This is a genomic window from Bacillus sp. SLBN-46 (assembly GCF_031453555.1).
Lineage (GTDB): Bacteria > Bacillota > Bacilli > Bacillales > Cytobacillaceae > Neobacillus.
In genome coordinates, this window is sequence record NZ_JAVIZM010000001.1 from 2,625,443 (window position 1) to 2,650,057 (window position 24,615).

General features: G+C 37.1%; 27 protein-coding genes and 1 pseudogene. 19 read left to right on the forward strand and 9 right to left on the reverse strand.

What is annotated here, in order from left to right; all coding sequences use genetic code 11:
• Window positions 1–168: 168 nt before the first annotated feature.
• Window positions 169–387: a PCI domain-containing protein gene (locus QFZ87_RS13530; protein WP_309862092.1), complete on the reverse strand. Its 219-nt coding sequence runs from the start codon at window positions 385–387 to the stop codon at window positions 169–171.
• Between the two features lie 101 nt (window positions 388–488).
• Here QFZ87_RS13530 and QFZ87_RS13535 point away from each other — a divergent pair, with 101 nt between their 5' ends.
• From QFZ87_RS13535 to QFZ87_RS13570, 8 genes and pseudogenes are all read left to right on the forward strand, one after another.
• Complete coding sequence (locus QFZ87_RS13535) at window positions 489–1,283, forward strand: formate/nitrite transporter family protein (protein WP_309862094.1); 795 nt, start codon at window positions 489–491, stop codon at window positions 1,281–1,283.
• 39 nt (window positions 1,284–1,322) lie between these two features.
• Window positions 1,323–4,305: pseudogene (fdhF, locus tag QFZ87_RS13540) on the forward strand (formate dehydrogenase subunit alpha).
• The gene (locus tag QFZ87_RS13545; RefSeq protein ID WP_309862096.1) at window positions 4,280–4,774 is read left to right on the forward strand and encodes a helical membrane plugin domain-containing protein; all 495 of its coding nucleotides are present in this window, start codon (window positions 4,280–4,282) and stop codon (window positions 4,772–4,774) included. The pseudogene fdhF and the gene QFZ87_RS13545 overlap by 26 nt, the downstream one beginning before the upstream one ends.
• A gap of 16 nt (window positions 4,775–4,790) precedes the next feature.
• Window positions 4,791–5,015 carry a heavy-metal-associated domain-containing protein gene (locus tag QFZ87_RS13550; protein ID WP_309862098.1) on the forward strand — a complete coding sequence of 75 codons (225 nt, stop codon included), beginning with the start codon at window positions 4,791–4,793 and terminating at the stop codon, window positions 5,013–5,015.
• Complete coding sequence (locus tag QFZ87_RS13555) at window positions 5,012–5,152, forward strand: hypothetical protein (protein WP_309862100.1); 141 nt, start codon at window positions 5,012–5,014, stop codon at window positions 5,150–5,152. The genes QFZ87_RS13550 and QFZ87_RS13555 overlap by 4 nt, the downstream gene beginning before the upstream one ends.
• An 85-nt stretch (window positions 5,153–5,237) precedes the next feature.
• Complete coding sequence (fdhD, locus tag QFZ87_RS13560; RefSeq protein WP_309862102.1) at window positions 5,238–6,032, forward strand: formate dehydrogenase accessory sulfurtransferase FdhD; 795 nt, start codon at window positions 5,238–5,240, stop codon at window positions 6,030–6,032.
• A gap of 390 nt (window positions 6,033–6,422) precedes the next feature.
• On the forward strand, window positions 6,423–7,601 hold the full coding sequence (locus tag QFZ87_RS13565) for a NupC/NupG family nucleoside CNT transporter (RefSeq protein WP_309862103.1): 1,179 nt from the start codon (window positions 6,423–6,425) through the stop codon (window positions 7,599–7,601).
• A gap of 106 nt (window positions 7,602–7,707) precedes the next feature.
• Entirely contained in the window at window positions 7,708–8,325 is a 618-nt protein-coding gene (locus QFZ87_RS13570) for an AmiS/UreI family transporter (RefSeq protein ID WP_309862105.1), read from the forward strand.
• A gap of 73 nt (window positions 8,326–8,398) precedes the next feature.
• Here the strand turns inward: QFZ87_RS13570 and QFZ87_RS13575 are convergent, their stop codons facing one another.
• From QFZ87_RS13575 to QFZ87_RS13585, 3 genes are read right to left on the reverse strand one after another with little or no spacing between them, the layout of a single operon-like run.
• Window positions 8,399–9,409 (reverse strand): NAD-dependent epimerase, encoded by a 1,011-nt coding sequence (locus QFZ87_RS13575; RefSeq protein WP_309862107.1) that lies wholly within the window; start codon window positions 9,407–9,409, stop codon window positions 8,399–8,401.
• The gene (locus QFZ87_RS13580) at window positions 9,406–10,752 is read right to left on the reverse strand and encodes a hypothetical protein (protein ID WP_309862109.1); all 1,347 of its coding nucleotides are present in this window, start codon (window positions 10,750–10,752) and stop codon (window positions 9,406–9,408) included. The genes QFZ87_RS13575 and QFZ87_RS13580 overlap by 4 nt, the downstream gene beginning before the upstream one ends.
• A gap of 2 nt (window positions 10,753–10,754) precedes the next feature.
• Window positions 10,755–11,816 carry a glycosyltransferase gene (locus QFZ87_RS13585; protein WP_309862111.1) on the reverse strand — a complete coding sequence of 354 codons (1,062 nt, stop codon included), beginning with the start codon at window positions 11,814–11,816 and terminating at the stop codon, window positions 10,755–10,757.
• Window positions 11,817–12,078: 262 nt separating this feature from the next.
• Between QFZ87_RS13585 and QFZ87_RS13590 the strand changes: the two genes are divergently transcribed.
• The 5 genes from QFZ87_RS13590 to QFZ87_RS13610 all read left to right on the forward strand — a co-directional run bounded on the left by QFZ87_RS13590 (window position 12,079) and on the right by QFZ87_RS13610 (window position 15,816).
• A complete protein-coding gene (locus QFZ87_RS13590) occupies window positions 12,079–12,699 on the forward strand; it encodes a DUF3298 and DUF4163 domain-containing protein (RefSeq protein ID WP_309862113.1) in 621 nt (206 codons plus the stop codon).
• A 118-nt stretch (window positions 12,700–12,817) separates the two neighbouring features.
• Entirely contained in the window at window positions 12,818–13,123 is a 306-nt protein-coding gene (locus QFZ87_RS13595) for a DUF3870 domain-containing protein (RefSeq protein ID WP_309867866.1), read from the forward strand.
• A 163-nt stretch (window positions 13,124–13,286) separates the two neighbouring features.
• Window positions 13,287–13,949 (forward strand): CoA transferase subunit A, encoded by a 663-nt coding sequence (locus QFZ87_RS13600; protein WP_309862116.1) that lies wholly within the window; start codon window positions 13,287–13,289, stop codon window positions 13,947–13,949.
• Window positions 13,946–14,620, forward strand: a complete 675-nt coding sequence (locus QFZ87_RS13605; protein ID WP_309862117.1) for a 3-oxoacid CoA-transferase subunit B — start codon at window positions 13,946–13,948, stop codon at window positions 14,618–14,620. Before QFZ87_RS13600 ends, QFZ87_RS13605 begins: the two co-directional genes overlap by 4 nt.
• The gene (locus tag QFZ87_RS13610) at window positions 14,620–15,816 is read left to right on the forward strand and encodes a thiolase family protein (RefSeq protein WP_309862119.1); all 1,197 of its coding nucleotides are present in this window, start codon (window positions 14,620–14,622) and stop codon (window positions 15,814–15,816) included. The genes QFZ87_RS13605 and QFZ87_RS13610 overlap by 1 nt, the downstream gene beginning before the upstream one ends.
• Window positions 15,817–16,045: 229 nt before the next feature.
• Here the strand turns inward: QFZ87_RS13610 and QFZ87_RS13615 are convergent, their stop codons facing one another.
• Complete coding sequence (locus QFZ87_RS13615; protein WP_309862121.1) at window positions 16,046–16,243, reverse strand: hypothetical protein; 198 nt, start codon at window positions 16,241–16,243, stop codon at window positions 16,046–16,048.
• A 283-nt stretch (window positions 16,244–16,526) separates the two neighbouring features.
• On the opposite strand from QFZ87_RS13615, the gene QFZ87_RS13620 reads away from it, so the two are divergent.
• Window positions 16,527–16,832 carry a BC1872 family protein gene (locus QFZ87_RS13620; protein WP_309862123.1) on the forward strand — a complete coding sequence of 102 codons (306 nt, stop codon included), beginning with the start codon at window positions 16,527–16,529 and terminating at the stop codon, window positions 16,830–16,832.
• A 175-nt stretch (window positions 16,833–17,007) separates the two neighbouring features.
• Here the strand turns inward: QFZ87_RS13620 and QFZ87_RS13625 are convergent, their stop codons facing one another.
• Complete coding sequence (locus QFZ87_RS13625) at window positions 17,008–17,712, reverse strand: DUF421 domain-containing protein (protein ID WP_309862125.1); 705 nt, start codon at window positions 17,710–17,712, stop codon at window positions 17,008–17,010.
• 154 nt (window positions 17,713–17,866) lie between these two features.
• On the opposite strand from QFZ87_RS13625, the gene QFZ87_RS13630 reads away from it, so the two are divergent.
• Entirely contained in the window at window positions 17,867–18,922 is a 1,056-nt protein-coding gene (locus QFZ87_RS13630; protein ID WP_309862127.1) for an LLM class flavin-dependent oxidoreductase, read from the forward strand.
• 130 nt (window positions 18,923–19,052) lie between these two features.
• On the opposite strand, the gene QFZ87_RS13635 is transcribed toward QFZ87_RS13630, so the two are convergent.
• Complete coding sequence (locus QFZ87_RS13635) at window positions 19,053–19,580, reverse strand: GNAT family N-acetyltransferase (protein ID WP_309862129.1); 528 nt, start codon at window positions 19,578–19,580, stop codon at window positions 19,053–19,055.
• A gap of 28 nt (window positions 19,581–19,608) precedes the next feature.
• The gene (locus tag QFZ87_RS13640; protein ID WP_309862131.1) at window positions 19,609–20,391 is read right to left on the reverse strand and encodes a Cof-type HAD-IIB family hydrolase; all 783 of its coding nucleotides are present in this window, start codon (window positions 20,389–20,391) and stop codon (window positions 19,609–19,611) included.
• Between the two features lie 226 nt (window positions 20,392–20,617).
• On the opposite strand from QFZ87_RS13640, the gene QFZ87_RS13645 reads away from it, so the two are divergent.
• Window positions 20,618–21,634 (forward strand): NADP-dependent oxidoreductase, encoded by a 1,017-nt coding sequence (locus tag QFZ87_RS13645; protein WP_309862133.1) that lies wholly within the window; start codon window positions 20,618–20,620, stop codon window positions 21,632–21,634.
• A 108-nt stretch (window positions 21,635–21,742) separates the two neighbouring features.
• Here the strand turns inward: QFZ87_RS13645 and QFZ87_RS13650 are convergent, their stop codons facing one another.
• Window positions 21,743–21,949, reverse strand: a complete 207-nt coding sequence (locus tag QFZ87_RS13650) for a hypothetical protein (protein WP_309862135.1) — start codon at window positions 21,947–21,949, stop codon at window positions 21,743–21,745.
• A 226-nt stretch (window positions 21,950–22,175) separates the two neighbouring features.
• On the opposite strand from QFZ87_RS13650, the gene QFZ87_RS13655 reads away from it, so the two are divergent.
• The 3 genes from QFZ87_RS13655 to QFZ87_RS13665 all read left to right on the forward strand — a co-directional run bounded on the left by QFZ87_RS13655 (window position 22,176) and on the right by QFZ87_RS13665 (window position 24,504).
• Window positions 22,176–22,508 (forward strand): nuclear transport factor 2 family protein, encoded by a 333-nt coding sequence (locus tag QFZ87_RS13655; RefSeq protein ID WP_309862137.1) that lies wholly within the window; start codon window positions 22,176–22,178, stop codon window positions 22,506–22,508.
• 170 nt (window positions 22,509–22,678) lie between these two features.
• Window positions 22,679–23,848: a DUF3800 domain-containing protein gene (locus QFZ87_RS13660; RefSeq protein ID WP_309862139.1), complete on the forward strand. Its 1,170-nt coding sequence runs from the start codon at window positions 22,679–22,681 to the stop codon at window positions 23,846–23,848.
• Window positions 23,849–24,000: 152 nt separating this feature from the next.
• Window positions 24,001–24,504: a DinB family protein gene (locus QFZ87_RS13665; RefSeq protein ID WP_309862141.1), complete on the forward strand. Its 504-nt coding sequence runs from the start codon at window positions 24,001–24,003 to the stop codon at window positions 24,502–24,504.
• The last annotated feature ends 111 nt before the right edge of the window (window positions 24,505–24,615 follow it).

Here is a 24,615-nt window from a genome sequence, read left to right on the forward strand (position 1 = left end):
TATTTGACTATAACATATTTTTGAAAAATTTAAATAATAAACATTTTAACGCTTTAAAGAGAATATGTAAATGAGAAACCTAAAATAAAAAAAGCTCAAAAATTCTCTATTTATTTAGATAGAGAATTTTTGAGCTTATTTTATCAATTAAGGATCGTTCAGTTGTTTCTAGTGAAGCATATAAACCTCAGTATAGGGTGGTTGTTCAAGTTTGGTTGTTTTTAAGCGACCTTCAGCAACTAAATTCTTTAAACCATTTTCAACCTCTGTACTAGGTACACCAAGTAAGTCAGCCACTTTTACGGTGGATATAGACATGTATTTAGGTCGATGTGTTGATGAAATAATCATGGACTGGACATATTGAAATAGATTCTCTTGTTCCAAAATGAAACCTCCTTCAATTTTACTCTCTTAAAATTAGTTATTAATAAAATTCCCATAAAAGTAAATATTAATTCTTGAACCCATTAAGGAGGAAATGAGAAATGGCATTTCTTAAACCGTATGAAATAGCTGAAATTGCAATTGATGCAGGAACAAAAAAAGCAAAGCTTCCGGTCAATAAGGTGTTCATTTTAGGAATTCTAGGTGGTGCATTTATCTCAATTGGTTTTCTCCTAGATATTCGTGTAACAGCAAATCTCCCTAAGGATTGGGGAAGCTTTGGATCGTTTTTAGGAGCAGCTGTGTTCCCGCTTGGTCTCATTTTAATTCTTTTAGCAGGTGGAGAACTGTTAACAGGAAATATGATGGCGGTTGCCATGGGGTTTTTCGCGAAAAAGGTCTCATTAGGAAGGCTTATGTACAATTGGTTTTGGATTACAGTTAGTAATTTTATTGGTGCTATTTTTGTAGCTTATATTTTCGGTCATGTAGTGGGGCTTACAAGTGAAGGTCTATTTCTTGAGAAAACCGTTGCCATTGCACAAGCCAAATTAGATGAAGGGTTTTGGGCTTGTTTTTTCTCTGCCATAGGCTGCAATTGGTTAGTGGGTCTAGCATGCTGGCTATCCTATGGATCCCAAGAAATGAGCGGTAAGATTTTGTCCATTTGGTTTCCAATTATGGGCTTTGTGGCGATTGGGTTTCAACATGTTGTAGCAAACATGTTTCTCATACCTGCAGCAATCTTCGCACACCATTTTACTTGGGCCGATTTTTTTAGGAATTTTATACCCGTTATTATAGGAAACGCAGTTGGGGGAAGTATCTTTGTTTCACTTGCCTATTGGTTATCGTATAAAGATTACATAAAAAAAGATGCTGTATTGAAAACCTAATATTTATAGATAAAATGACCGAAAAAAGGAGGTACTAACATGGAAGAGTCAAGCTTTTCGATAGAGATTAATGGGAAAGAGTACAAAGCGAGACCCGGACAAACTATTTTAGAGGTGGCTAGAGAAAACGATGTATTTATACCCTCAATCTGCTATCACCCTAATTTAGGAACTATTCAAACATGTGATACTTGCTATGTAAATGTTGGAGGTAATCTCGTTCGATCTTGTGCTACAAAAGCAGAAGCTGGAATGGACGTAGATAGCCAATCCTCTATGGCAAGAGAGGCTCAAAATGAGGGGATTAACCGTATTTTAAAGAATCATGAACTCTATTGTACGGTTTGTGATAACAATAACGGAAACTGTACGATTCATAATACTGTTGAGTTAATGGAGGTGGAACATCAAAAGTATCCGTTTGAGGCAAAGCCGTATCCTCCAGATAATTCTCATCCATTTTATAGATATGAGCCCGATCAATGTATTCTGTGTGGTAGATGTGTGGAAGCATGTCAGGACCTCCAGGTAAATGAGACATTAACAATTGATTGGAATCGAGAGAAACCACGTGTAATTTGGGATAACGACGTTCCGATTGATCAATCCTCCTGTGTTTCTTGTGGTCATTGTGTAAGTGCTTGTCCATGCAACGCATTGATGGAAAAATCAATGTTGGGAAAAGCAGGCTTCTTAACAGGGATTCCTCCAAAAATCTTAGGGCCGATGATTGATCTGACAAAAGAGGTGGAGCCAGGGTACAGAGAGATTTTCGCTATCTCTGAGGTAGAAGCGTCAATGAGGAAAGCACGGATTAAACGAACGAAAACCGTCTGTACATTTTGTGGAGTGGGATGCAGCTTTGAGGTATGGACAAAGGATCGTGAAATCTTAAAGATTCAGACACATACCGAAGCCCCGGTAAATGGTATTTCCACCTGTGTGAAAGGAAAATGGGGTTGGGATTTTGTTAATAGTGAAGAGCGATTAACGAAACCATTAATTCGCAAAGGGAATGAATTTGTGGAGTCAACTTGGGAGGAAGCACTTGATCTGGTAGCTCACAAACTTGGGCATATCAAACGAGAATATGGTCCCGATTCAATCGGCTACATCGCTTCTTCTAAATGCTCGAATGAGGAAAATTATTTATTTCAAAAATTTGCACGTGCAGTGATGGAAACAAATAATGTTGATAACTGTTCGAGGTATTGTCAATCCCCAGCAACTGCGGGTTTATTAAGGACCGTAGGGTATGGAGGAGACTCCGGAACGATGGAGGACCTTATCAAATCTGAACTGATTATTATCGTTGGTGCAAATCCTTCAGAGTCACATCCTGTTTTAGCCACACGAATTAAGCGTGCACATAAATTACATGGTCAAAAGTTAATCGTTGCAGACTTAAGGGAAAATGAATTGGCGCAGCGAGCTAATCTTCATATTCATCCCAAGCCTAGTACGGATCTAATTTGGATTTCAGCTGTAACGAAGTACATTTTAGATCAAAAATGGGAGGATACAGAATTTTTGAAACACCGAGTTAGCGGTTTGGAAAAATACATTGAGAGTCTTGAAAAATTCACTCTAGAGTATGCAGAGGAAAAGACAGGATTAAGCCAAGAAACCTTAATTCAAATTGCAGAAATGATCCATGATTCGAAGTCCGCTTGTATTTTATGGGCTATGGGCGTTACCCAGCATAAAGGAGCAACAGACCACAAGTACTGCCATTTCCAATTTGCTCTTGATTACTGGGAACTATGGTCGCCCTGGAACAGGTGCTTATCCTCTTCGCGGTCATAATAATGTACAAGGAGCTTGTGATTTTGGTACCATGCCGACATGGATGCCAGGTTATGAACCAGTGCAAGATCCTAAGGTTCGTGAAAAGTATGAAAAAGCCTGGGGAGTCAAGCTTCCAGAAGAACCAGGAATGGATAACCATCACATGGTAGAAGGAATGGATAAAGGAAAACTAAAAGCGCTCTATTTATTTGGAGAAGACATGTCGCTTGTTGATGCAAACTCCAATCATGTGAATTCTGCTTTTGAACGATTAGAGTTTTTTGTGGTTCAAGATATCTTTTTCAGTAAGACTGCACAGTTTGCTGATGTAATTTTACCGGCCGCACCAAGTCTAGAGAAAGATGGAACGTTTACAAATACGGAGCGGAGAATTCAGCGTTTCCATAAGGTATTTGAACCACTTGGAGAATCAAAGCCTGATTGGGAAATCTTCCAAGAGGTAGCAAACCGACTCGGAGCAAATTGGAACTATCAGCATCCAAGCGAAATCATGGATGAGGCGGCAAGTCTTGCTAAATTGTTTGCTGGTGTAAGCTATGAGCGGTTAGATGGGTGGAATAGTCAAGTATGGCCGGTTTTAAAAGATGGATCAAGTACTCCGCTTTTATACGAAAAGCGCTTTGCCTTACCCGAAGGAAAGGCGAGGGTGGTACCAGTCGATTGGACGCCGCCTTTCATCTCAGGGGAGGAGTATGATTTACATTTAAACAACGGTCGTTTGCTAGAGCATTTCCATGAAGGAAATATGACCTACCAATCAGAGGGCTTAACACATAAGGTTCCGCATCCATGGCTAGAGGTCTCGCTTGAACTCGCAAAAGCCCGAAATCTCGAGGATGGTACGTTAGTAAGGCTGACTTCTCCATATGGCCAAGTAAAAGTACGTGTAATGGTTACAGATCGAGTGAAAGGAAACGAACTATACCTGACAATGAACACGAGGGAAGATTACGAAGCGGTAAACCGACTGACAAGTAGCTACCATGACATCGTGACTCATACACCTGCTTACAAAGAAACGGGTGTTAAAATGGAAGTTCTTGAAGTGAAAGGAGAACCTCCGCTGCCAAAACATAACCATCGATTTGGGAATAGACTTCCACAGATCAGTGTAAAAGTAGAGGACAAATGGAATCGTTCTGATTTCACTCCGATTCCAGAAATGATCGAATTAAGGGGCGACGAATATGGCGAAGGCAATTACGCAAATTAGGGAAGTACCAAAACCGGAGTTAGAGCAGGAACAGGCAATGACTGAGATTATAAGCGAGATTATTGCAAATAAGGATGTTATTTTAAAAACCATTCAAATTATGAAGGGGCTACAGGACACAAAAGTATTGGATGCGGTTGAATCAATGATTGACCAAAGAACGGAGATTGGAGCTATTGCAATACAACAAGTAAACCAACCAGCAATGCGTAACGTCATCAAAAATGCAATGAACGCCTTTTCGTTTTTAGGGTCGCTTCAGCCAGGGCAGCTTTCTGATGTTATGGAAGGACTGTCTCATGGATTTTCACGAATGGCTGAATCCGGACAAGAGGGGAAGAAGCAAAGTCTTTGGCAGTTAAGGAAAAGACTGTGGAGTAGGGAAATGCGCGCAGCCATGACAAGTATGATGAATTTTATGGATGGATTAGGTGAGGTATTCTTACGTAACAGACGAGAAAACTCATAACGGGAGGCTGAACAGATTGGAAACGCGGGTTGTAACCGTTAAAAACATGGCAAACCAGCAGGATGCAAATAAGATTCTTGAAGTCATCGAGCATGTATGGGGGATTACCAAAGCAGAGGTTAACCTATCAAAAAGCCAAGCTAGTTTTAGCTTTGATGAAAAGATGGCCTCGGTTCAGGATTTTGAACAAGCAATGATCGAATCAGGGTTCGAAATCACCAAACAGGAGGAGTCAAAATGAAAATTTGCGAAATATGTGGGTTGCAGGAAGATACGGAACAAAATGGGGAGGGAGGAATCGGATCGGTCATCCTTCATGTTTGTAAAAGCTGCCAGGAAGATAGGAAGTGGCACACTTTCGAAGACCCTTTAGAGTAAGTCGAAGATTTAGGGCTCATTGGTCTTTTTAAGAGATTAAATAGTGACTATTTAGCAAATATTTTACTACAGCGGGTGAAATACTTTGAAACCAATTGAGGTTAAACGGGAGATTCTTCGGCTTGGAAAAGGATATACCGAACAGATAGAAGATAGCGTGGTAACCGAATATCCAGTAACTATCAAAATAAATGGTGAGGAATTTGTCACCCTTATATGTTCACCAGAGTATATTGAAGATTTAGTGGTTGGATTCTTAGCTTCTGAAGGAATCATTCGGAAGTATGAGGAAATTATAGAGGTTTGGATGGATGAGCACAATGGTTTTGTTCACGTGCAGACCAATAATATTAATCCTTACTATCAAAGGTTTCATAATAAACGCTATATCACCTCATGCTGTGGAATGAGTAGGCCAGGTTTTGTATTTGTTAATGATGCAATGCATATTAGGAAGAAGAATACAGTCCGAACGAAAATATCCTCTGATGAATGCTTTAAGCTTATGAATGAGCTACAGCAATCTTCGATTATTTTCAAAAGCACCGGAGGCGTTCATAACGCCTCCCTATGTACAGTCGATCAAATGTTAATAAGCCGGATGGATATCGGCCGTCATAATGCTTTGGACAAAATATATGGTTATTGTCTAAAAAATAATATTTCTCTTCAAAATAAGTTACTTGTCTTTAGCGGCAGGATCTCATCAGAAATCCTCTTAAAGGCAGCAAAAATTGGATGTGAAATGGTCCTATCAAAATCAGCACCAACTGAATTGGCCATACAGCTTGCCGAACAACTAGGCATCACCACCATCGGCTTCATTCGCAATGAAACCCTAAACGTCTACACCTGCCCCGAAAGACTGGAAGTAGTTTAGCTCACTTTAGGGTGTCACTTTAAGGTGTCAGGCACCATTCGTGTACATTTGTCTTTGCGGAGTGGACAGCATGCTCTGTATAATCCATCAGTGACAAGCTGATGGATGTTTTTCTTTTTTCTAAGATGTTTCTGTGTATTTTTAGGTTTTTAAAATTTCGCAATATTTCATACATGAATTTACAAAATTTCAGTAATTTTTAAATTAGGTGAATGTTTTTACTTAAAAATTGATATTTTCGTGAATAAATTGAACGCCCCAAAAAATATTTTTACATTTTTTCAAAAGGCGCTTAACATTTGTTCAATACATATGTTATATTAGTTCTGTTCTTAAAAATGTAAGCGCAACATTTTCATCAAGATAAATTACAACATTGTGGAGGAAACTATGAAATACATTATTGCTATTATCGGATTACTTATTGTTTTTGGACTAGCTTATGTGGCTAGTAATAACCGAAAGAATATTAAAATTAGACCTGTTATTATGATGATTATTATTCAAATCCTTCTGGCTTGGTTATTATTAAATACAAAGTTTGGTCTAGTATTAGTTAAAGGGTTTGCTGATGTTTTTAGTAAATTATTAGAATATGCAGCAAGCGGAATTTCATTTGTGTTTGGAGGACTTGCAAATAAAGGAGAAATGTCTTTTTTCCTTGAAGTATTACTACCAATTGTTTTTATCTCAGTATTAATTGGAATCTTACAGCATTTTAAAATACTCCCTATCATTATGAAAGCAATTGGATTATTGTTAAGCAAAATAAATGGCATGGGTAAATTAGAGTCTTACAACGCAGTTGCTTCTGCAATTGTCGGGCAGTCTGAAGTGTTTATTACTGTTAAAAAGCAACTCGGACAACTACAACCACACCGTTTATATACTTTATGTGCTTCAGCCATGTCTACTGTATCAATGTCAATTGTCGGTGCATATATGACGATGATAGAACCAAGATATGTTGTAACAGCACTTGTGATTAACTTATTTGGCGGATTTATTATTTCATCCATCATTAATCCATATACGGTGACTGAAAGTGAAGACATTCTTATTATTCAGGAAGAAAAACAAAGCTTCTTTGAAATGATTGGGGAATATATTATTGATGGTTTTAAAGTTGCCATCATTGTTGGTGCCATGTTGATTGGGTTTGTTGCTTTAATGGCAGGGATTAATAATATTTTTGAATTGATTTTAGGAATTTCATTCCAGGAAATTTTAGGTTATATATTTGCTCCGGTTGCCTTCATTATGGGTGTTCCATTTTCAGAAGCTGTTCGTGCGGGAGGAATTATGGCGACAAAGCTTGTAACAAATGAGTTTGTTGCCATGATGGATTTAGCAAAAATACAAGATAGCTTTACACCAAGGACCTTAGGAATAATATCTGTTTTCCTTGTTTCCTTTGCAAACTTCTCATCTATTGGTATTATTTCCGGAGCTGTCAAGAGCTTACATGAAAAACAAGGTAATACCGTAGCTCGATTTGGATTAAAACTATTATTTGGAGCAACATTAGTTAGTATTTTATCATCCGTGATTGTAAGTATTGTTTTATAACTAATGATGAAAAAGCAAATTCTAAACTAAGTGATAGGAAGAATTTGCTTTTTCTCCTTTTAAAGGAGGGGATTGTTGTGGAAACAGGCTTTTCACAACAGGTAGTATGAGTTTTGTTGGTTTATTTCTATCAGGTGCTGTGTTATTTCTAAACAGTCTCATGCTATTAGGAAAAGCAGAAGCAAAAAGTGTTGGTATTTTTAATATATTCGTAGGAACGATTCAAATTATGATTCCTACTTACCTAATGGTGGGAGCAGGTCAAAATAATTGGGATCTTTATAATGTCGCCTCCATTTTTTTATTTGGCTTAACCTATTTATACGTTGGTGTCACGGTATTGAGGGGGCTGGATGGCAGTGGTCTCGGTTGGTTTAGTTTATGGGTTGCGATAATCGGTGTTGTTTATACCTTTGTATCTTTTATTCATTTTAATAATGTGGTTAATACGCTAACATGGGGAATGTGGGCATTTTTATGGTTTTTGTTCTTTTTATCAAATGCCCTTAATAAGAAAATTGACCATTATATCGGGATGGTTGCATTTGTCCAATCATGGGTAACTCTTACGATTCCCGCTTTACTATATTTTATCGGTGTCTGGGATACACCTTTGATTACCCAAATCTGGTTTTACGTTTTAATTATTTCTATTTTCTCTTTCATCTTAGGCCTCTTTAAATTTAAATTATCATTTAAAAAACATATTACTCAATATAATTAAATAAGCGTAAAGCCCCACAAAACCAAAAAACCGAGGTTTCCTTCTCGGTTTTTTACTTTAAATATAAGCATACTTATTCTTTGAGATGATATTCCTTATACCACTCAATGAACTGTCCCAAACCTATTTCGAGTGGGGTAGAGGGAGAGAATCCAACATCTTTTTGCAAGCTATTAATATCAGCGTAGGTAACTTTTACGTCACCTGGTTCCATTGGAAAAAATTCAACCTTTGCTTTTTTACCTATTAGTTTCTCTAATATCTGAATAAATTTCATTAAATTTACTGGATTATTGTTACCAATGTTATAAATTTGGTATGGGGCGTAGCTGGAGCTTGGGTCAGGGTTGTTTCTATCCCAATAGTTATTGGATTTAGGGGGATGATCAATAAGTCTAATCATCCCTTCAACAATATCATCAATAAAAGTAAAGTCTCTACTCATGTCACCTTGATTAAATACCTTAATCGCTTTTTCTTCGAAAATGTTTTTTGTAAATGAGTAGTATGCCATGTCTGGTCTACCCCAAGGTCCATATACTGTAAAAAAACGGAGCCCTGTTGTAGGGATACTATATAGATGGCTATAGGTATGTGCCATTAATTCATTGGATTTTTTGGTTGCAGCATACATACTAATGGGATGGTCAACTGAGTCTTTCGGTGAGAAAGGAATTTTTGTATTCGAGCCATAAACGGAACTTGATGAGGCATAAATTAAATGCTCTACCGGGTAGTTTCTGCAAGCCTCTAATACATTTAAGAAACCCAAGAGATTGGATTGAACATATGCATGAGGGTTCTTAAGGCTATAACGAACTCCAGCTTGGGCTGCTAAGTTAAAGACAATTCTGATAGAATGATCTGCAAATAGTTGTTTTAATGATTCCAGGTTTGCCAAATCTGTTTTGTAAAATGTAAAATTGGGATGCTTCTCTAAAATTTTGATTCGGTCTTCCTTTAAACGTACATCGTAATATTCATTAAGATTATCTAGACCAATAACCTGATAACTTTCAGCTAACAAACGTTTAGAGAGATGAAACCCAATAAAACCAGCCGCACCTGTCACTAAGATCTTCATTTTCTTCGATCCGATCCCTTTTTTAGTTCATGGTCATTTTTACGATTCGAATCCTTTTTACGACTAGAATCTTTTTTATAATTATGCTCTTTCTTTCTTTTGTTCTCTTTTTTTCGATCATGCCCTTTTTTACTGCTCCGAGACTTCTTAGAACTCTTTAAGTTATCGTTAGCGACTTCTTCGTTAGTAAGCGGAATAGGTGTCTTTGTCCATTCCTCATGTGTTTTTGGATCCATTTCCTTTACCTGTTCGAGAAAAGAATCTAAGAATCCTCTTTCATGAAGGTTTTGAAATAACTCAAGTGGTCTTTCTTGTACTCTAGAGAAGGAATACACGTGGTCGACTAACTTAAATCCACTATTAGTTACAAATATATGCCTTAATGGGGCATCGATTTGTTTAAAACCAGACTTTTTCATGGTGGTTAAAATGTCTAGTAGTCTTCTAGTAATGTCATTTGAGAGGCTGGATTGCTTTTTTAGGAACGTATTTAAATCGGGACCTACTAGATATTCCATTAATACATAGTTGGAACCAGTTTCGTAGACTTTTGGAATGAAAGATAATTTTTGACTAGACTTTAAAACCTCTTTTTCTTGCTTTGCATGTTCTGGATTTCCGTAAATTTTTACACATTTATCTTCAGCAACTCGGTAGACAGCTCCTTGGTGTCCTGAACCAATTAGTGTTTGGGTTACGGAACTTTCAACTTTAACCCCTTTTCCTGATCCACCTGAATAAACAGGAATGTTCCTGTAGTCAAAACTGTTTTCGTTAAAGTATTTTTGCCAGGCTTCAAAAGTTTCCGGCTCTAGCTTTTTCACTTGGGATAAAAATGATTCTTTTAATAAGATGATATTTAAATCTCTCAATAATTTAAGTGGAATTGGGTGATTTCGTTTGAAGGCATTTACGTGATCAATCAATTTCAGTTCTTCATTTTCAAGGACGAAAATATGTCTTAAAGGTGCATCGAGCATTGTAAATTTAATCTTTTTCATTTCTCTTAAAACATCTAGAAGTTTTTTGGTGATTGATTCGGGAATATACGTACAGTTTCTAAGGTATTCTTTCAACGTTGGAGCATTAAAGTATTCCATCTCGATAAAGTTTGAACCTGTTTTAAAGACTTTAGGAAAAAAGGATAAATGTTGTCCGGCTTTAAGAGCTTCTGCTTCCATTTTTGCTTGCAGAGGATCAGTGTAAATTTTTACGCACTTATCTTCAGAAATTTTAAAAACTGCACCTTGAGCACCCATTCCAATTAGCGGATAGTTTGTAGGGTTATCTATTTCTAATGTTTTCAATCCTTTTGTTACTTTAATTGATTTATAATCTGCCATTACTATCCTCCTATCAGTAGTTCATCATAATATTTTGCTTGTAGAAGCAGCTGTTGTTTAGAATCAAAGAGGGTTTCAACTTTTTTCCGTGCAGATGTTGTATAGGTCTCCCATAGATGTCTATTGGTGAGCATGAATTCAAGTCCAGTAGCTATTTCATCCACATTATTTTCCTTTACTAAGAATCCTTCTTGATTATGTGTGATTAGTTCTGGAATGCCTGCATGATAAGTTGAGAGTACCGGTACACCAAGTGCCATAGCTTCTTTTAATGTATTCGGAATACCTTCTACATCTCCATTAGCCGCTTCTAAACTTGCAGCGCAGAATAAATCAGCATTTGACATATACTCTCTAACTTTGTCTTTATGAAGATGATTTAATAAACGAAATGAATCTCCTAAATTTAATTGCTTTGCTAAGGAAGTAAGTTCATCCTGAAGTTCTCCTCCTCCGATAATAGTCAGAGTGGCCTTAGGAAATTTATCTCTTATCTTTTGAAATGCCTTCATTAATATGTGGTGCCCTTTTTTTTCTACTAACCTACCTACAGAAAGGATATTTTGTGAACCCTCAAGACTTGGTGCACGGTAATGGTACTTACTGAGGTCAACCCCTCCATACAACACTCTTATTTTTTCTGGAGGACAGCCCCAAGCAATTATCCGATCGGCTAAATACTGACAAACTGGAAAAAAAAGATCCCCTTGGTTAAATAGCAATTTCATATTCTCTAAGTAACCGACAGGCTGATTGGCTAAGGTTGCATCTCTGCCCCGAATACTGGTGACTAAAGGGAGGTTTGTCACGTGCTTAAAAGGGAGTAGTAATATACCTAGTTGACCGTGGTGTGCATGTAAAAGCGAAATGTTATTTTTTTTAACGTAATCTTTTGGGGAGAAGATTTCATTGAGATAATGGACTTTTTCATTAAGCAGAGTAAGGTCGGTCATGTACTTGGGTTGACGGACTAAATGAATGTAATCATATTCTGGGACCTCACGTATTTGTGAAATATATTGAGTCGGGTCCACTCTTAAATTTAAATGTAGAGCTTTTGGCAAATAAGTCGTCTCCTTTCAACATCATCTTTGGACTTTCTAATCGGCTTCATCATAAGTTATTCAATATAGAAAGAAGAGGCTTGGACAAATCTCCCTGAAAATTGTAAAAAGCAAGAAATCTTTATTTAATGAAAATTTAAACGGAAATGGGATTTAGAAAATGATTGAGAGGAGTTTATGAATAAGAAGGCAATATAAATCAAAGAACACATTATTATTGCAAGAATAAAATGGGTTAAAAAATGTAAGAGAGATGAACAATATGCCCATTATACTACCAGTAAATATTAAAACAGCTTCAATTAGTGGAGGGCCCAATAAAAGGGTCATTTATCCACAAGTCATTGGGATGCAGAATCATAACACGGAAAAATTATTCAATCGTACAATCGTAAATCAAACTCAGGAGTTAATTAATCAACAAGTGGGGAATATGCCGACAACGGTAGAGGAAATGCTTGGCTTATATGAAATTAAAAACAATCAACGTAATGTTCTGAGTTTGTCACTCTCCAATTATACGTACCATTACCACGCTGCACATGGAATGACGTATATAAAGTCTCTAACATTTGACGTAGAACAAGCGAAGTCATGTGAATTAAAAGACTTATTTAAGCCTGGAAGTAATTATATTCAGAGGCTCTCAAAAATAATTAAAGAGCAAATCGTAGAAAGAAAGATTCAACTTATTACAGATTTCACAGTGATTAAACCAAATCAAGACTACTATATTGCTGATAAGTCACTGGTTATCTATTTTCAGCTATACGAAATAACTCCCTATGTTTATGGATTTCCTATGTTTCCGATTTCGGACTATGATATACAGAACATAATAGACGAAATGGGTCCACTTGGAAGGATGGCGGAAAATAATTAGAATTCTACTTTCTTGATTCAATTTCTAAAATATTCAGAAAAAAACATTGACTGATTAATCCCGTCCTATTTATAATATTTTCAAGGAGGGGGTTATTATATCTCAATTAGAAACAGTAATTGTTACGGGTTATGCTAAAGCCCCTCAAGGGACATCTATGCATGAATTATATAAACATGCGGGAATTGTACTGGAAATCAACCATCATAGTCATACTATAGAAAAGGCAGATTTCACTTTTGTGACTGGACTGACTAAAGAATTTTTTGAAAAAATACTCATTGGTTATTGCTTGAAGGATGGAACTGAAACTTTAATCCAAACAATTAAGGATCATTATTTTGCTCCTTCCCAACAGGCGATCATTGTCGCACTGCAATCAGCAGTACAAAGATATTGGGATCATATTAATAATAAAATCTAGATTGGTTTTAATAAAGTGAGAGATTTTCCTCTTTCATGGTCTTATTAAAGCTGAGCAAATTTGAAAGGCTACAAAATGTTCACCATTTTTGTAGCTTATTAGAATATTGCTCAGCTTTTTGCGTTTTTTAAGATTACTAGTATAAAACTTTGGGGGAATGAGAATGAATAAGCTAATTTCTGCAATGGAAGCAGCATCAATGATTAAAGATGGAAATAGGATCATGGTTGGAGGCTTTGGTTTAGTGGGCTGTCCATTAACCATATTGCGTTCGTTACAACAGTCAGGAACTGCAAAATTAGAAATAATTAGTAACAATCTTGGTGAGCCTGGGAAAGGGCTTGGCGTGCTTGTTAAGGAAAAGAGAGTTCGAAAAGGAATCGGTTCTTATTTTACAAGTAACCCAGATGTGGTAAAAGCCTACCAAATGGGAGAGTTGGACATTGAATTGCTCCCACAAGGAACGCTTTCAGAAGCAATTCGTGCTGGCGGGGCAGGGATTGCAGCCTTTTATACGCCAGTTGGTGCTGGTACGGAGATTACAAAAGGAAAAGAAGAGAGAGAAATTGAAGGTAAAAAATATATTCTACAGCCATCATTAAAGGCCGATATTGCCTTAATAAAAGCACATAAAGCAGATGAATTAGGAAATTTAGTATATACAAAATCAGCTAGAAACTTTAATCCTATTATGGCAACTGCGGCCAAAGTAGTGATTGCGGAGGTTGATCAAATTGTGAAAATAGGTGAGTTATCACCCGAAGAAATCGTTACACCTCATCTCTTCGTTGATTATCTCGTAATAAAGGAGGAAGAAATCATATGAGTGATAAACATGTCATTGCAAAAAGGGCAGGTCTAGCTTTAAAGGATGGTAATATTGTCAATCTTGGTATTGGCATACCGACATTGGTAGCCGATTTTGTTCCCGAGGGGATTAAGGTCTACCTCCACTCAGAAAATGGAATTTTAGGTGTAGGATCCACCCCTCAAACGGATGAAATCGATAAGAACTTGGTGAATGCCGGTAAGCTTCCCGTTACGGTTGAAGAAGGAGCTTCCTTCTTTGACAGTGCCTCTTCATTTGCGATGATTCGCGGAGGCCATGTCGATGTGTCCATTTTAGGTGTCCTACAGGTTGATGAAATAGGTCGTGTGGCAAACTGGGCTGTCCCTGGGAAGAGTGTTTTAGGTGTTGGTGGAGCAATGGACTTGTTAGAGGGCTCAAGAAAAGTCATTGTCACTACTCTACACACCACCAAGGAAGGCGAATCTAAAATAGTAAAAGAATTACATTACCCTATCACTTCACATAGAAAAGTGGACCTGATCATAACGGAACTGGCAGTTTTCGAGGTAGATGAGGAAGGATTAGTCCTTATTGAATTATTACCTGGACATACAATTGAATCTGTCAAAGCAAAGACAGACGCTCGATTTAGGATTGCTTTAAGCTGTAAGGATCATTTGGAGAATGAAAGGAGGGTGAAACAATAATGGTCGTTATTGTAAGTGCACTTAGAACGGCGGTCGGAAGAATTGGTGGTGCGCTTTCGTCTGTGCCACCAGAAGAAGTGTTAGCCACTGTTATGAATAATAATCTATCCTCTGTGGGTTATAATTCTTCTATTGTAAATGAAGTAATCATTGGTCAAACAAAACAGAGTGCTGAAACACCTAACATCGCAAGGGTAGCAGCATTAAGAGCCAGATTTCCTGAAAATGTGACAGGGCATACAGTACAAATGCAATGTGGTTCAGGACTTCAAGCTGTAATAAATGGAGTCATGTCCATCAAGACAGGTCAATCGGAAGTTGTTTTGGCAGGCGGAGTGGAAAGTATGTCTCAAGCACCTTATTACTTTGTTGGAAATAGGAAGGGGTTAAAACCAGGGGATTTAACGTTATTTGATTCCAATACTCGCAGCCAACCATGCTCCCAGCCTCAAGACTTATATGGAACGTTTAACATGGGCCAAACAGCTGAATGGCTAGCAGAAAAATTTGAGATTTCTAGAGAAGAACAAGATCTCTTTGCACTTGATAGTCAAGAAAAAGCACTAAGAGCTTTGGAGAACGAGCGATTTTCAGCTGAAATTGTTCCAATAAGTATTCCAATTAGCAAGGGTGAAAGCTTGTTCTTCGCTGTTGATGAGCATCCTAGAAGGACATCTCTAGAAAAATTATCCACCCTTAAGCCTGCCTTTAAAGAAGGGGGCACAGTGACAGCAGGTAATTCATCTGGTCGGAATGACGGGGCAGCGGTCTTAATGCTGATGAGTGAAGAAAAAGCAGAAAAACTGGGCTTAACACCACTAGTAACTATTAAATCTTGGGCTGTTACTGGTGTCTCGCCTAAAGAGATGGGCCTTGGTCCAGTTTCTTCCAGTGAGAAAGCATTAGAAAAAGCAGGCTTAACGATGGAAGATATAGATCTCATTGAATTGAATGAAGCATTTGCTGCACAAGCAATTGCATGTCTAAAGCATTGGCCTGATTTAGACCGAAAAAAGGTAAATGTTAACGGAGGGGGGATTGCTTTAGGTCATCCACTAGGCTGTTCAGGCGCAAGAATCTTAGTTACGCTTCTTCATGAATTGCAAAAGACAAAATTAACATACGGACTGGCAACATTATGCGTTGCAGGGGGCCAAGGAATTGCAATGGTAGTAGAGCGTTGGAGGGGTAGGTAGACTTTAAATAAGTAGGTTATTAGGAACTATAAATATATTATGTAAACTTATATGTAGGAATATTTTTCTTTTTAGATGAATGAAAGACATTACTAATTGATTGAGTAAGAGATTTGTCCTTCATTGGAGGTATGAAGGACATTTTTGATGGGTTTTGAACGAGATCTGTCCTTCATTAGTGGGATGAAGGACATTTTATTTTGTCTTTCATAGCAATCACAGGGGCTTATTAACCTTTTTTCAGCCTCATACCAAAAGTTAAGATTTCGTAATCATTCTTTAGCACATACCCATAATTTTTTGTATGGTCGATAACAATATCTCCATCAAGATATGCTTGTACTTCTGGGCTAACAAGGATAGTAATCTCCTCAAATAGATATACCTCATCATGTTCTACCTGCTCATCCTGAGCAAGTTCATACACAATAGTGCTACCTCAACCACTCGTTTGATGAGCAATAATCCTAACAGAAGTTTTCTCAGGGAAAACCGTCTTTAATTGTAGATATGCATTTTTGGTTAGGTTAATTTTCAATATGATCACCTCTAACTATTAAAATACCCTTCACACTGGGTTCTAATCGTGAAAAAACTTTACACCTTTACAATGATAGCAAATTTTATTAAAAAAATTGACAATAAATAATGTAGGACAGAAAAATTAAAATGGTAAAATAATAAAGTCTAAAGAAAAGGAGCCAATACATATGAACAGAACAGAAATTATCGCTCGAAGAATACTAGGATGGAAATTAAATAGATGGGATCGATGGTATGACTTTGAAAAGGATGCATTTATTCCTGTTTCAGATTTTGAACCTGAACATAACCTTGACCATGCGATGGTAATCGTAGAGAGATTAGAAAAATTGGGGTTTACATATAAAACCAATGGCGTTTCTGAGGTTTGCTTTAATGATGTTTGTGAAACTGGAGAAACGTTAGCAGAAGCAATCACAAATGCAGCATTTTCTATCGCTGACAATAGTTCAGTGCCTGATGCATGGTTATAAAAAATTCATTATTAAAAGAAGGGATCACATAAAATACTTTTAAGTATTCTATAATTTTATTATGTAAACAGGTTAAATTATTTGTTAGTTTAGTATAATAGTGCAAGGGTAAATTAATTAAAACCAGGATAAGATACCCTGGTTTTAATTAATTTAATGGAAGTTAACAAAGTATCTACCGATAAAAAAAGACCTTAAGGTTATCATTCTTATCCACAGTTGCCAGCAAGACGTCTTTGATTTCAGTTTGATATATATTATCTAATTTAGAGATAACCCAATCTTCGTCCTTTTGTATTTGTTCTAACTCATTAGAAATGATTTTACCTTCTTTGATAATCGTCCTTGGTAAATCGAAAGGTTCTGTCTTTATTTGCATGGTCATTGGTGTAATGGGTTGGTAATTGGGATCAAGGAAAATAGAAATTGTTCCATCTGCCTCCCAAAAAGCTAATGCTACCTTTTTCACATCTGCTACTTTTTCCTTACGTAATTCCCCTAGTAACAAATCTACAGAAATCCTTGCCTTCTTAAGGCCTTTATATAAAATCTTTCCATCTTTAATAATTGGGATAGGTTCACTGTTAAGTAACTTTCTAAGCCATGGCCATTTAAGAATGATGAATATACCACAAAGATATAAGGTTACTAATACAATGGTGGAAATGACGGACCCTTTTAACCCAAGATGTTGGTCAGACAATGGATGGGCAATAATGTTGCCAATGACTAGAGCAATAACAAAATCAAGTAGTCTTAATTGGGAGATGGCACGCTGTCCTAGAACTTTACCAACGATAACCAAGAAGAAAAAACCAACAACAGCACGTAAAACCCATTCAATTGAGGTTAGTGATTCTTGGCTTTGAAAAAAATACATCTAATGCACCCTTTTTCCAATAAACTAAACTTATTGTTTCTCTGTTATGTTTTTAATAACCTTAATTCAGTGCTTAAAAGTAAAAATATTACTGGTTATGGTATATACTGACATAGTCGCAGTGAGCAGAAGGGTAAAATTGGAGGAATGAACTTTGGAGATAGGAATTAGTACCTTTGTAGAAACCACACCGGACGTTCAGACCGGAGAAGTAATAAGTCATGCACAGAGAATACGTGAAGTAGTGGAGGAAATTGTTCTTGCCGATCAAGTAGGATTGGATGTGTTTGGCGTTGGGGAGCACCATCGAAAGGATTATGCTGCTTCTTCTCCTGCAGTTGTACTAGCTGCTGCTACATCACAAACGAAGCGGATACGATTGACTAGTGCTGTTACGGTACTATCTTCTGCAGATCCAGTACGTGTATTTCAAGATTTTGCTACACTTGATGCCATTTCAAATGGCCGAGCAGAAATCATGGCTGGCAGGGGTTCCTTCATTGAATCATTCCCATTGTTTGGCTACGATCTTAGGGATTATGATGAATTATTCGAGGAGAAACTGGACCTCTTGTTAAAATTACGCGAGTCTGAGCAAGTAAATTGGAAAGGGAGTCATCGGCCAGCCATTAATAACTTGGGCGTGTATCCAAGACCTGTTCAAGACCCCCTCCCAGTATGGATTGGCAGTGGTGGAAACACGGAATCAGTTATTCGAGCAGGTGTCCTTGGCTTACCACTTGTTCTAGCCATTATTGGTGGAAGTCCAGTTCGATTTGCACCCTTGGTTAAACTTTATAAGAGAGCTGCAGCACAAGCAGGGCACGATTTGTCGAAACTATCTGTTGCCTCACACTCACATGGTTTTATCGCTGAAACAACTCAACTAGCTGCAGATAAATTTTTCCCTTCTACTCAGCAAGCTATGAATGTGCTTGGAAGGGAACGGGGATGGGGACATTACGACCGTTTAAACTTCGATGCAGCAAGAAGCTTTGAAGGAGCATTGTACGTTGGTGATTCAGAAACAGTTGCACAAAAAATCATTCACCTTCGAAAGAATGTTGGAATCACACGCTTTTTCCTTCACGTTCCTGTAGGTACGATGCCTCATGAAGAGGTCATGAGAGCTATTGAGCTATTGGGTAAAGAAGTAGCGCCTAAGGTTCGAGAGCAAATCGCTGAGTGGGAAGGCACACATAACAGGTGATAGCATTAACTACCAAACTGATAGCTGTTTGATAGGAGCCTTTATCTAATTGATAGTTAGAAAAGGTACAATAAAAGCTTGTAGAAAGAAGTCCAAATGGACCGATTCTACAAGCTTTTATTTATGTTGATCAAGTATTCCTTAAAACAGTAATAAACCCATCAAGGATCTGGTGGCTTATTTTGAAACTTTTCCCTTGATAGAACTTTAAGGCTTCATCGTTGCCGTTTGATACAAAAATAAACAAATCATCAATTGACGGAAATGAACGTAACCAATCCTTCGACTTTTCGAATAAAACAGAACCGATGCCCAGGCTACGATAACCCTCTTTGATGTAAAACTGTGAAAGACAACCGACATCTTCCTTATTAACTGAGTCAAGATCAAAAAAAGTAGCAAAATCATTTGAATACGTTTCCTTTGATGAAATGTTGCTATATACATATCCCACAATTTCATCATCATCTTTTGCTACTACTATGTAATTATATTTGGCGTTGTTAACAGAAGGGATCATTCTAGTTTCAAAATTCATGTTATCAAAAAACTCAGGATGAATCGCTGCTTTAGATTTTTGATAAGCCATTAATTCATTTACAAGATTCTTAAGGCAACTTATATTATCTTCAGAAATTACTTCGTAGTGGATAGACATAAATAATTTCCTTTCAAGTGATTAGTGCTTAGATCAATCCAAGCCGTTCTAGACCATATCGTACTCCGTCTTCTTCTGCTGAGAGAGTTACCATATTGGCCATTTGTTTCAATTCATCGCGCCCAGACCCCATAGCCACTCCCATTCCAACCAAGGAAAGCATTTCGATGTCATTTAGGCCATCTCCAAATGCAACAGCCTCGTCCGGTGCTATGCCTAGTTTTTCTAATAGTTTAGTAATACCTACTGCTTTGTTGGAGTTAGACAAATTAACATCACATGTTCTAGCGCCCGAACTCCATCTTCTGAAATCTAACTCTGGTACATTGGTTTGATAATGAAGTTCTTCCTCCAAATCGCAATGCAAGAACAATTGGTATATGTCTTCATCTGTCCAAAATTGAGCGGGTGCAAGCTCTGGCTTCCATGGATCATGTTGGTACGCTTCAATCACGTATGGGTGGCTTAAATCTGTGGACTTAAAGCTTTTGCCGCTTAAGAAAGTGAGTGGATGCTGAAAATCATTTGATAATAGATGTACTTTTTCTAAAATCTGTTTATCTATAGCGCTCTTGTATATTTCTATCCCTTGGTGATAAGCATAGGACCCATTAAAAAAGACCATGGATTCTACTCCGGTTTCTTGAATTATGGAATCTGAAAAATAGGGGGCTCTCCCCGTAGCGATGATAACCTGTATCTTTTTCTCCCTCAACTGCTGGATCGCAGCCTTAGTAGAGTGACTCAATTTTGTTTTTCCATGAGGAAGGATCGTTCCGTCTACATCTAAGATGACTAACTTGTAATTCATAAACTCTCTCCTAAAATGTATTCTCGGTGGATTACCTAAGTATAGACACAGTATAACACATTGGTCTTCAATCACATGCAAGAAGGCTTTAGGTAAGAGTATAACTTAGTATGAAAAAATTAACTCATGAAAAAATAAAGCAGGGAAATGAGAATACAAAATCGAACTTGTAAACAAAGCAACCAGTGGCAGCTACATGATGTATTTTAATGAATGGAGTGATTGGATGAGCAAGAATGTCAATCGAAAAATATTGTTAGCTAGTCGTCCGAACGGAATGCCAGATGCAAGTAATTTTGAAATTATTGAGAGTAGGATTCCGGAAATTAGTGAGGGAGAGGTACTCATCCGTACTCTTTATCTATCAGTGGATCCTTATATGCGCGGTAGAATGTCGGATGCAAAATCCTATGCGAAACCTTATGAGGTGGGAGAACCATTTATTGGAGGTATGGTTGGGGAAATCGTTGAATCTAAAAATCCAAGGTTTCAAGAGGGCCAATATGTGGAAGGCCGCCTTGAGTGGGCAGAATATAATGTGTCAGATGGTAGTACCATTCGGAAGGTTAATCCTGAATTAGCACCGATTACCACGGCCCTGCATGTACTAGGAATGCCTGGGTTAACTGCCTATTTTGGGTTAATGTTCATAGGACAGCCGAAGGAAGGGGAAACAGTTGTTGTTTCGGGAGCATCGGGAGCAGTTGGAACAATTGTTGGTCAAATTGCAAAGTTAAAAGGCTGCCGTGTAGTAGGAATTGCAGGAGCAGATGATAAATGTAGCTTTTTAACAGAAGAATTAGGCTTTGATACTGCTATTAACTATAAAACAGTAGAAAATCTTCGCAAGGCACTAAAGGAAGCTTGTCCTTCAGGAGTCGATGTTTATTTCGACAATGTCGGAGGTAAAGTAAGTGATGCTGTAATGACTTTGATTAATTTTCAGTCTCGAACAGCTATTTGCGGACAAATCTCGCAGTATAACTTAGAAAAGCCGGAGATAGGACCAAGAGTAGCGGGACAACTGCTGACAACTAGTTCATTAATGAAAGGCTTTATTGTATCTGATTATGCAGAACATAATAAGGAAGGATTAATTCAGTTATCACAATGGGTAAAAGAAGGTAAGATTCAATACCGTGAGAATATCGTTGAAGGCTTTGAAAATACGGTGGAAGCTTTTCTAGGACTATTCCGTGGAGATAACATTGGTAAACAGCTAGTGAAGGTAGCGGAGGAATAAGAAATATTCAAGCTGGCTAATAAGGGGGCACAATAATAGTGTCCCTTATTAAGCTGCTTTTTTTATTAAATACGTAGGACAAAATTCATAAGAAGAAAGAAGCTCTTTTTACTTTTTGATGGGTGGATTGTTAACGTCTACATGAAACGGAAGAGAATTGTTCGCTTTGTCATTTCCATAGAACTGCTCCTGGATTTCGTTATTTGCGATATCTTCCTCAGAGCCCTCTGAAGCGTAGCTCCTAGACCCAAAGTCATAAAATAATTGATCCATTTGTTGATTTGCTTCAACTGCCTCATTTTTTTTTTCTTTCACATTTAAACGCCCCTTTTTATCATTTGTCTATATTTTTCCCAATCTGTGCTAAAAGTACAAGTATGTTGAAGAAAGTTTATATAAACAGGAATGACGATGCTTCATGAACTACACGTAAATTGTCCTGCATAAGCAATACTGAGATGCACCATTCTAGGGTGAAAAGGTTTACAACCAACACTCACACCTTTAATATATAAAATAAATAGTAATGGAGTGGAAGCTTATGTCGATTGAACAGGTTGTTCAACAACAAATCGAATACTATAACAAACAGGATATTGAAGGCTTTGCCAGTACATATGCAGATGATATTACGGTTTACACATTTCCGGATAACACCATAACTTTAAGTGGAAAACAAGAATTGATTGAAAGGTATACAGAAACATTCAAAAAGAAGAATTTTGCGGACATAAAAAATCGGTCCATTGTCGGCAACAAAGTAATAGATTGGGAAATTGCAACGAGCGGGCTTACTGGAGAAAGTACAAGCTTAATGGCCATTTATGAAGTAGAAAACAATTTAATATCAAAGGTTTGGTTTATACGAGAGTAGGACTTCCATGATGGAAGTTCTTTTTATATAGAATCACATGACGTTAATCCTTTAAAGTGATAGGGGACAGGCACCAAGTCCTAATTCTGATAAAATATAATTTTTTAGAGGGTTAGAGTAGGCTTTGTTGAATTTGTATATAAAAGTAAAAATTTGTGAGGTGGGAGAACTTGGACGAGATTCAATATGGATTTTTAGATGAATTTGGGGATTATCGTTTTGATTTTGATAAAAGCGATGTTTCAACCCACTTTATTATTGTTGCAATTCTTGTAAAAGATTCTAATAAAGCTAGTTTAGAGCAAGAAATGGACAGTATAAGACAAGCATATGTTCAAACTGGGGATCTAACTTCTAGAAGCTTCGACAATGACCATACTCAAAGAATGCAAATTTTGAATGAAATAAAGGATTTACCTTTTAGTGTATACGCCTATGTAATTGATAAGCGAAAAATAAGAGAAGACAGCGGCATTATGTCTAAAACTTCATTTTTAAAATATGTAAATAAAATGGTCTATAGGGACCTGAATAGATCATTTGAACAGCTTGACCTGGTGGCAGACAACCGAGATGAAAAATCATTTTTACAAGATTTTAAAAATTATATAAGAACAAATAGTATCCCTGATTTATTTAATCATTCAACATTTGGGTTCAACAATAGTAAATCGAATTTTCTTCTTCAGCTGGCAGATCTTATCGCTGGAACTTTGGCAAAAGGCTATGATCGTACCCACCAATCTGACCAGTACCGTTCTTTTTTCAAAATTATAAGAAATAAAATAGCAGCCATTAATCTATTACCTCTTGATTATAAGGACTTTCTCTATGATTACAAATCAACGAATCAGGATTCTAGGTACAATGACGTTATCATCCAACATTCGGTGAATCTAACCTATCAATATATTGAAAAGCATCGAAAAAGTGAGGAAGAGGAAGAAAAGCTTCGAATCGATTTTCTTAAGTTTCTTTTATTTAACCTAAAGGAAAATCCTGATGAATATGTGTATACGGAAGAAATTTTAGATAATCTAAATGCCATTAGGGACTTAAAACTAAATCCGCATAACTTTCGATCATCGGTGGTGTCAAAGCTCCGTGATAGTGGTCTCTTAATTGCTAGCAGCAATAAAGGCTATAAATTACCTGCTTGCTTAAACGATTTATATGATTTTGTGAATCTATCAAGTCTAACAATCCATCCAATGATTCAAAGAATATCCAAGTGCAGGGATCAAATTCTTCTAGCAACCAATAATGAAATCGACATTCTTGGGCAAAAGGGATATGGTTATCTGAAAAAGCTTATTGAATTAGAAAAATTAGGAATTTAAATGTTAGGTAGAACTCAATTGGGATAAGAACAAATAAGGGAAATTTGTAATTATGGATATGAATGGTATACTTTTTTTGTCATAATTATGGCCTGTCATATCAATAAATTCCCTAAAGGTCATAAAAATACGAAAAACGGAGGAAAAACAAAATGTATACTTCAATAGCTGAATTTATCCAAGAATGGAATCAGGAAGCAGGGTCTACACAAAAAGTATTAGATGCGTTAAACGACAATTCCCTTCAACAACAGGTTTCATCGGAAGACCGTACATTAGGCCGAATTGCCTGGCACATTGTTACAAGTACTCCTGGAATGCTAATCGAGTTCGGAATCAAGGTGGAACCGGTAGAAAATTCAGGAACCGTTCCTTCCTCAGCAAAGGAAATGGCAGAAACATTTCGAAAGGTCAGTGCCGATACAATTGACGCAGTGAAACAGCAATGGACGGATGATTCCTTAAAGGAAATGGTTAATGTATTTGGTATGACAATGCCAAAAGCAGTAACACTTTCATTGCTCATCAAGCACATCATTCATCACCGTGGTCAAATGACAGTCCTAATGCGTCAGGCAGGATTGAAAGTTCCGGGTATTTATGGGCCAGCAAGAGAAGAATGGACTCATATTGGAATGGATGCTCCAGCACTTTAACATGTCAAGATAGAGAGAGCCCTTTAAATGCAAAGCTGCATTTAAAAGGCTTTTTTTTTATTTATGAAAGGGTCGATTGTTTATGTCAAGATAAAGGAATAGAAGACAAAT

Bases quoted from the DNA above. Each gene is read 5' to 3' on its own strand.
- QFZ87_RS13645 (WP_309862133.1), top strand. From the start codon at position 20,618: ATGAGCAAGAATGTCAATCGAAAAATATTGTTAGCTAGTCGTCCGAAC.
- QFZ87_RS13535 (WP_309862094.1), top strand. From the start codon at position 489: ATGGCATTTCTTAAACCGTATGAAATAGCTGAAATTGCAATTGATGCA.
- QFZ87_RS13600 (WP_309862116.1), top strand. From the start codon at position 13,287: ATGAATAAGCTAATTTCTGCAATGGAAGCAGCATCAATGATTAAAGAT.
- QFZ87_RS13610 (WP_309862119.1), top strand. From the start codon at position 14,620: ATGGTCGTTATTGTAAGTGCACTTAGAACGGCGGTCGGAAGAATTGGT.
- QFZ87_RS13580 (WP_309862109.1), bottom strand. From the start codon at position 10,752: ATGGCAGATTATAAATCAATTAAAGTAACAAAAGGATTGAAAACATTA.
- QFZ87_RS13590 (WP_309862113.1), top strand. From the start codon at position 12,079: ATGCCCATTATACTACCAGTAAATATTAAAACAGCTTCAATTAGTGGA.
- QFZ87_RS13625 (WP_309862125.1), bottom strand. From the start codon at position 17,712: ATGTATTTTTTTCAAAGCCAAGAATCACTAACCTCAATTGAATGGGTT.
- QFZ87_RS13655 (WP_309862137.1), top strand. From the start codon at position 22,176: ATGTCGATTGAACAGGTTGTTCAACAACAAATCGAATACTATAACAAA.
- QFZ87_RS13665 (WP_309862141.1), top strand. From the start codon at position 24,001: ATGTATACTTCAATAGCTGAATTTATCCAAGAATGGAATCAGGAAGCA.
- QFZ87_RS13545 (WP_309862096.1), top strand. From the start codon at position 4,280: ATGGCGAAGGCAATTACGCAAATTAGGGAAGTACCAAAACCGGAGTTA.
- QFZ87_RS13575 (WP_309862107.1), bottom strand. From the start codon at position 9,409: ATGAAGATCTTAGTGACAGGTGCGGCTGGTTTTATTGGGTTTCATCTC.
- QFZ87_RS13620 (WP_309862123.1), top strand. From the start codon at position 16,527: ATGAACAGAACAGAAATTATCGCTCGAAGAATACTAGGATGGAAATTA.
- QFZ87_RS13555 (WP_309862100.1), top strand. From the start codon at position 5,012: ATGAAAATTTGCGAAATATGTGGGTTGCAGGAAGATACGGAACAAAAT.
- QFZ87_RS13565 (WP_309862103.1), top strand. From the start codon at position 6,423: ATGAAATACATTATTGCTATTATCGGATTACTTATTGTTTTTGGACTA.
- QFZ87_RS13635 (WP_309862129.1), bottom strand. From the start codon at position 19,580: ATGTCTATCCACTACGAAGTAATTTCTGAAGATAATATAAGTTGCCTT.
- QFZ87_RS13605 (WP_309862117.1), top strand. From the start codon at position 13,946: ATGAGTGATAAACATGTCATTGCAAAAAGGGCAGGTCTAGCTTTAAAG.
- QFZ87_RS13570 (WP_309862105.1), top strand. From the start codon at position 7,708: ATGAGTTTTGTTGGTTTATTTCTATCAGGTGCTGTGTTATTTCTAAAC.
- QFZ87_RS13640 (WP_309862131.1), bottom strand. From the start codon at position 20,391: ATGAATTACAAGTTAGTCATCTTAGATGTAGACGGAACGATCCTTCCT.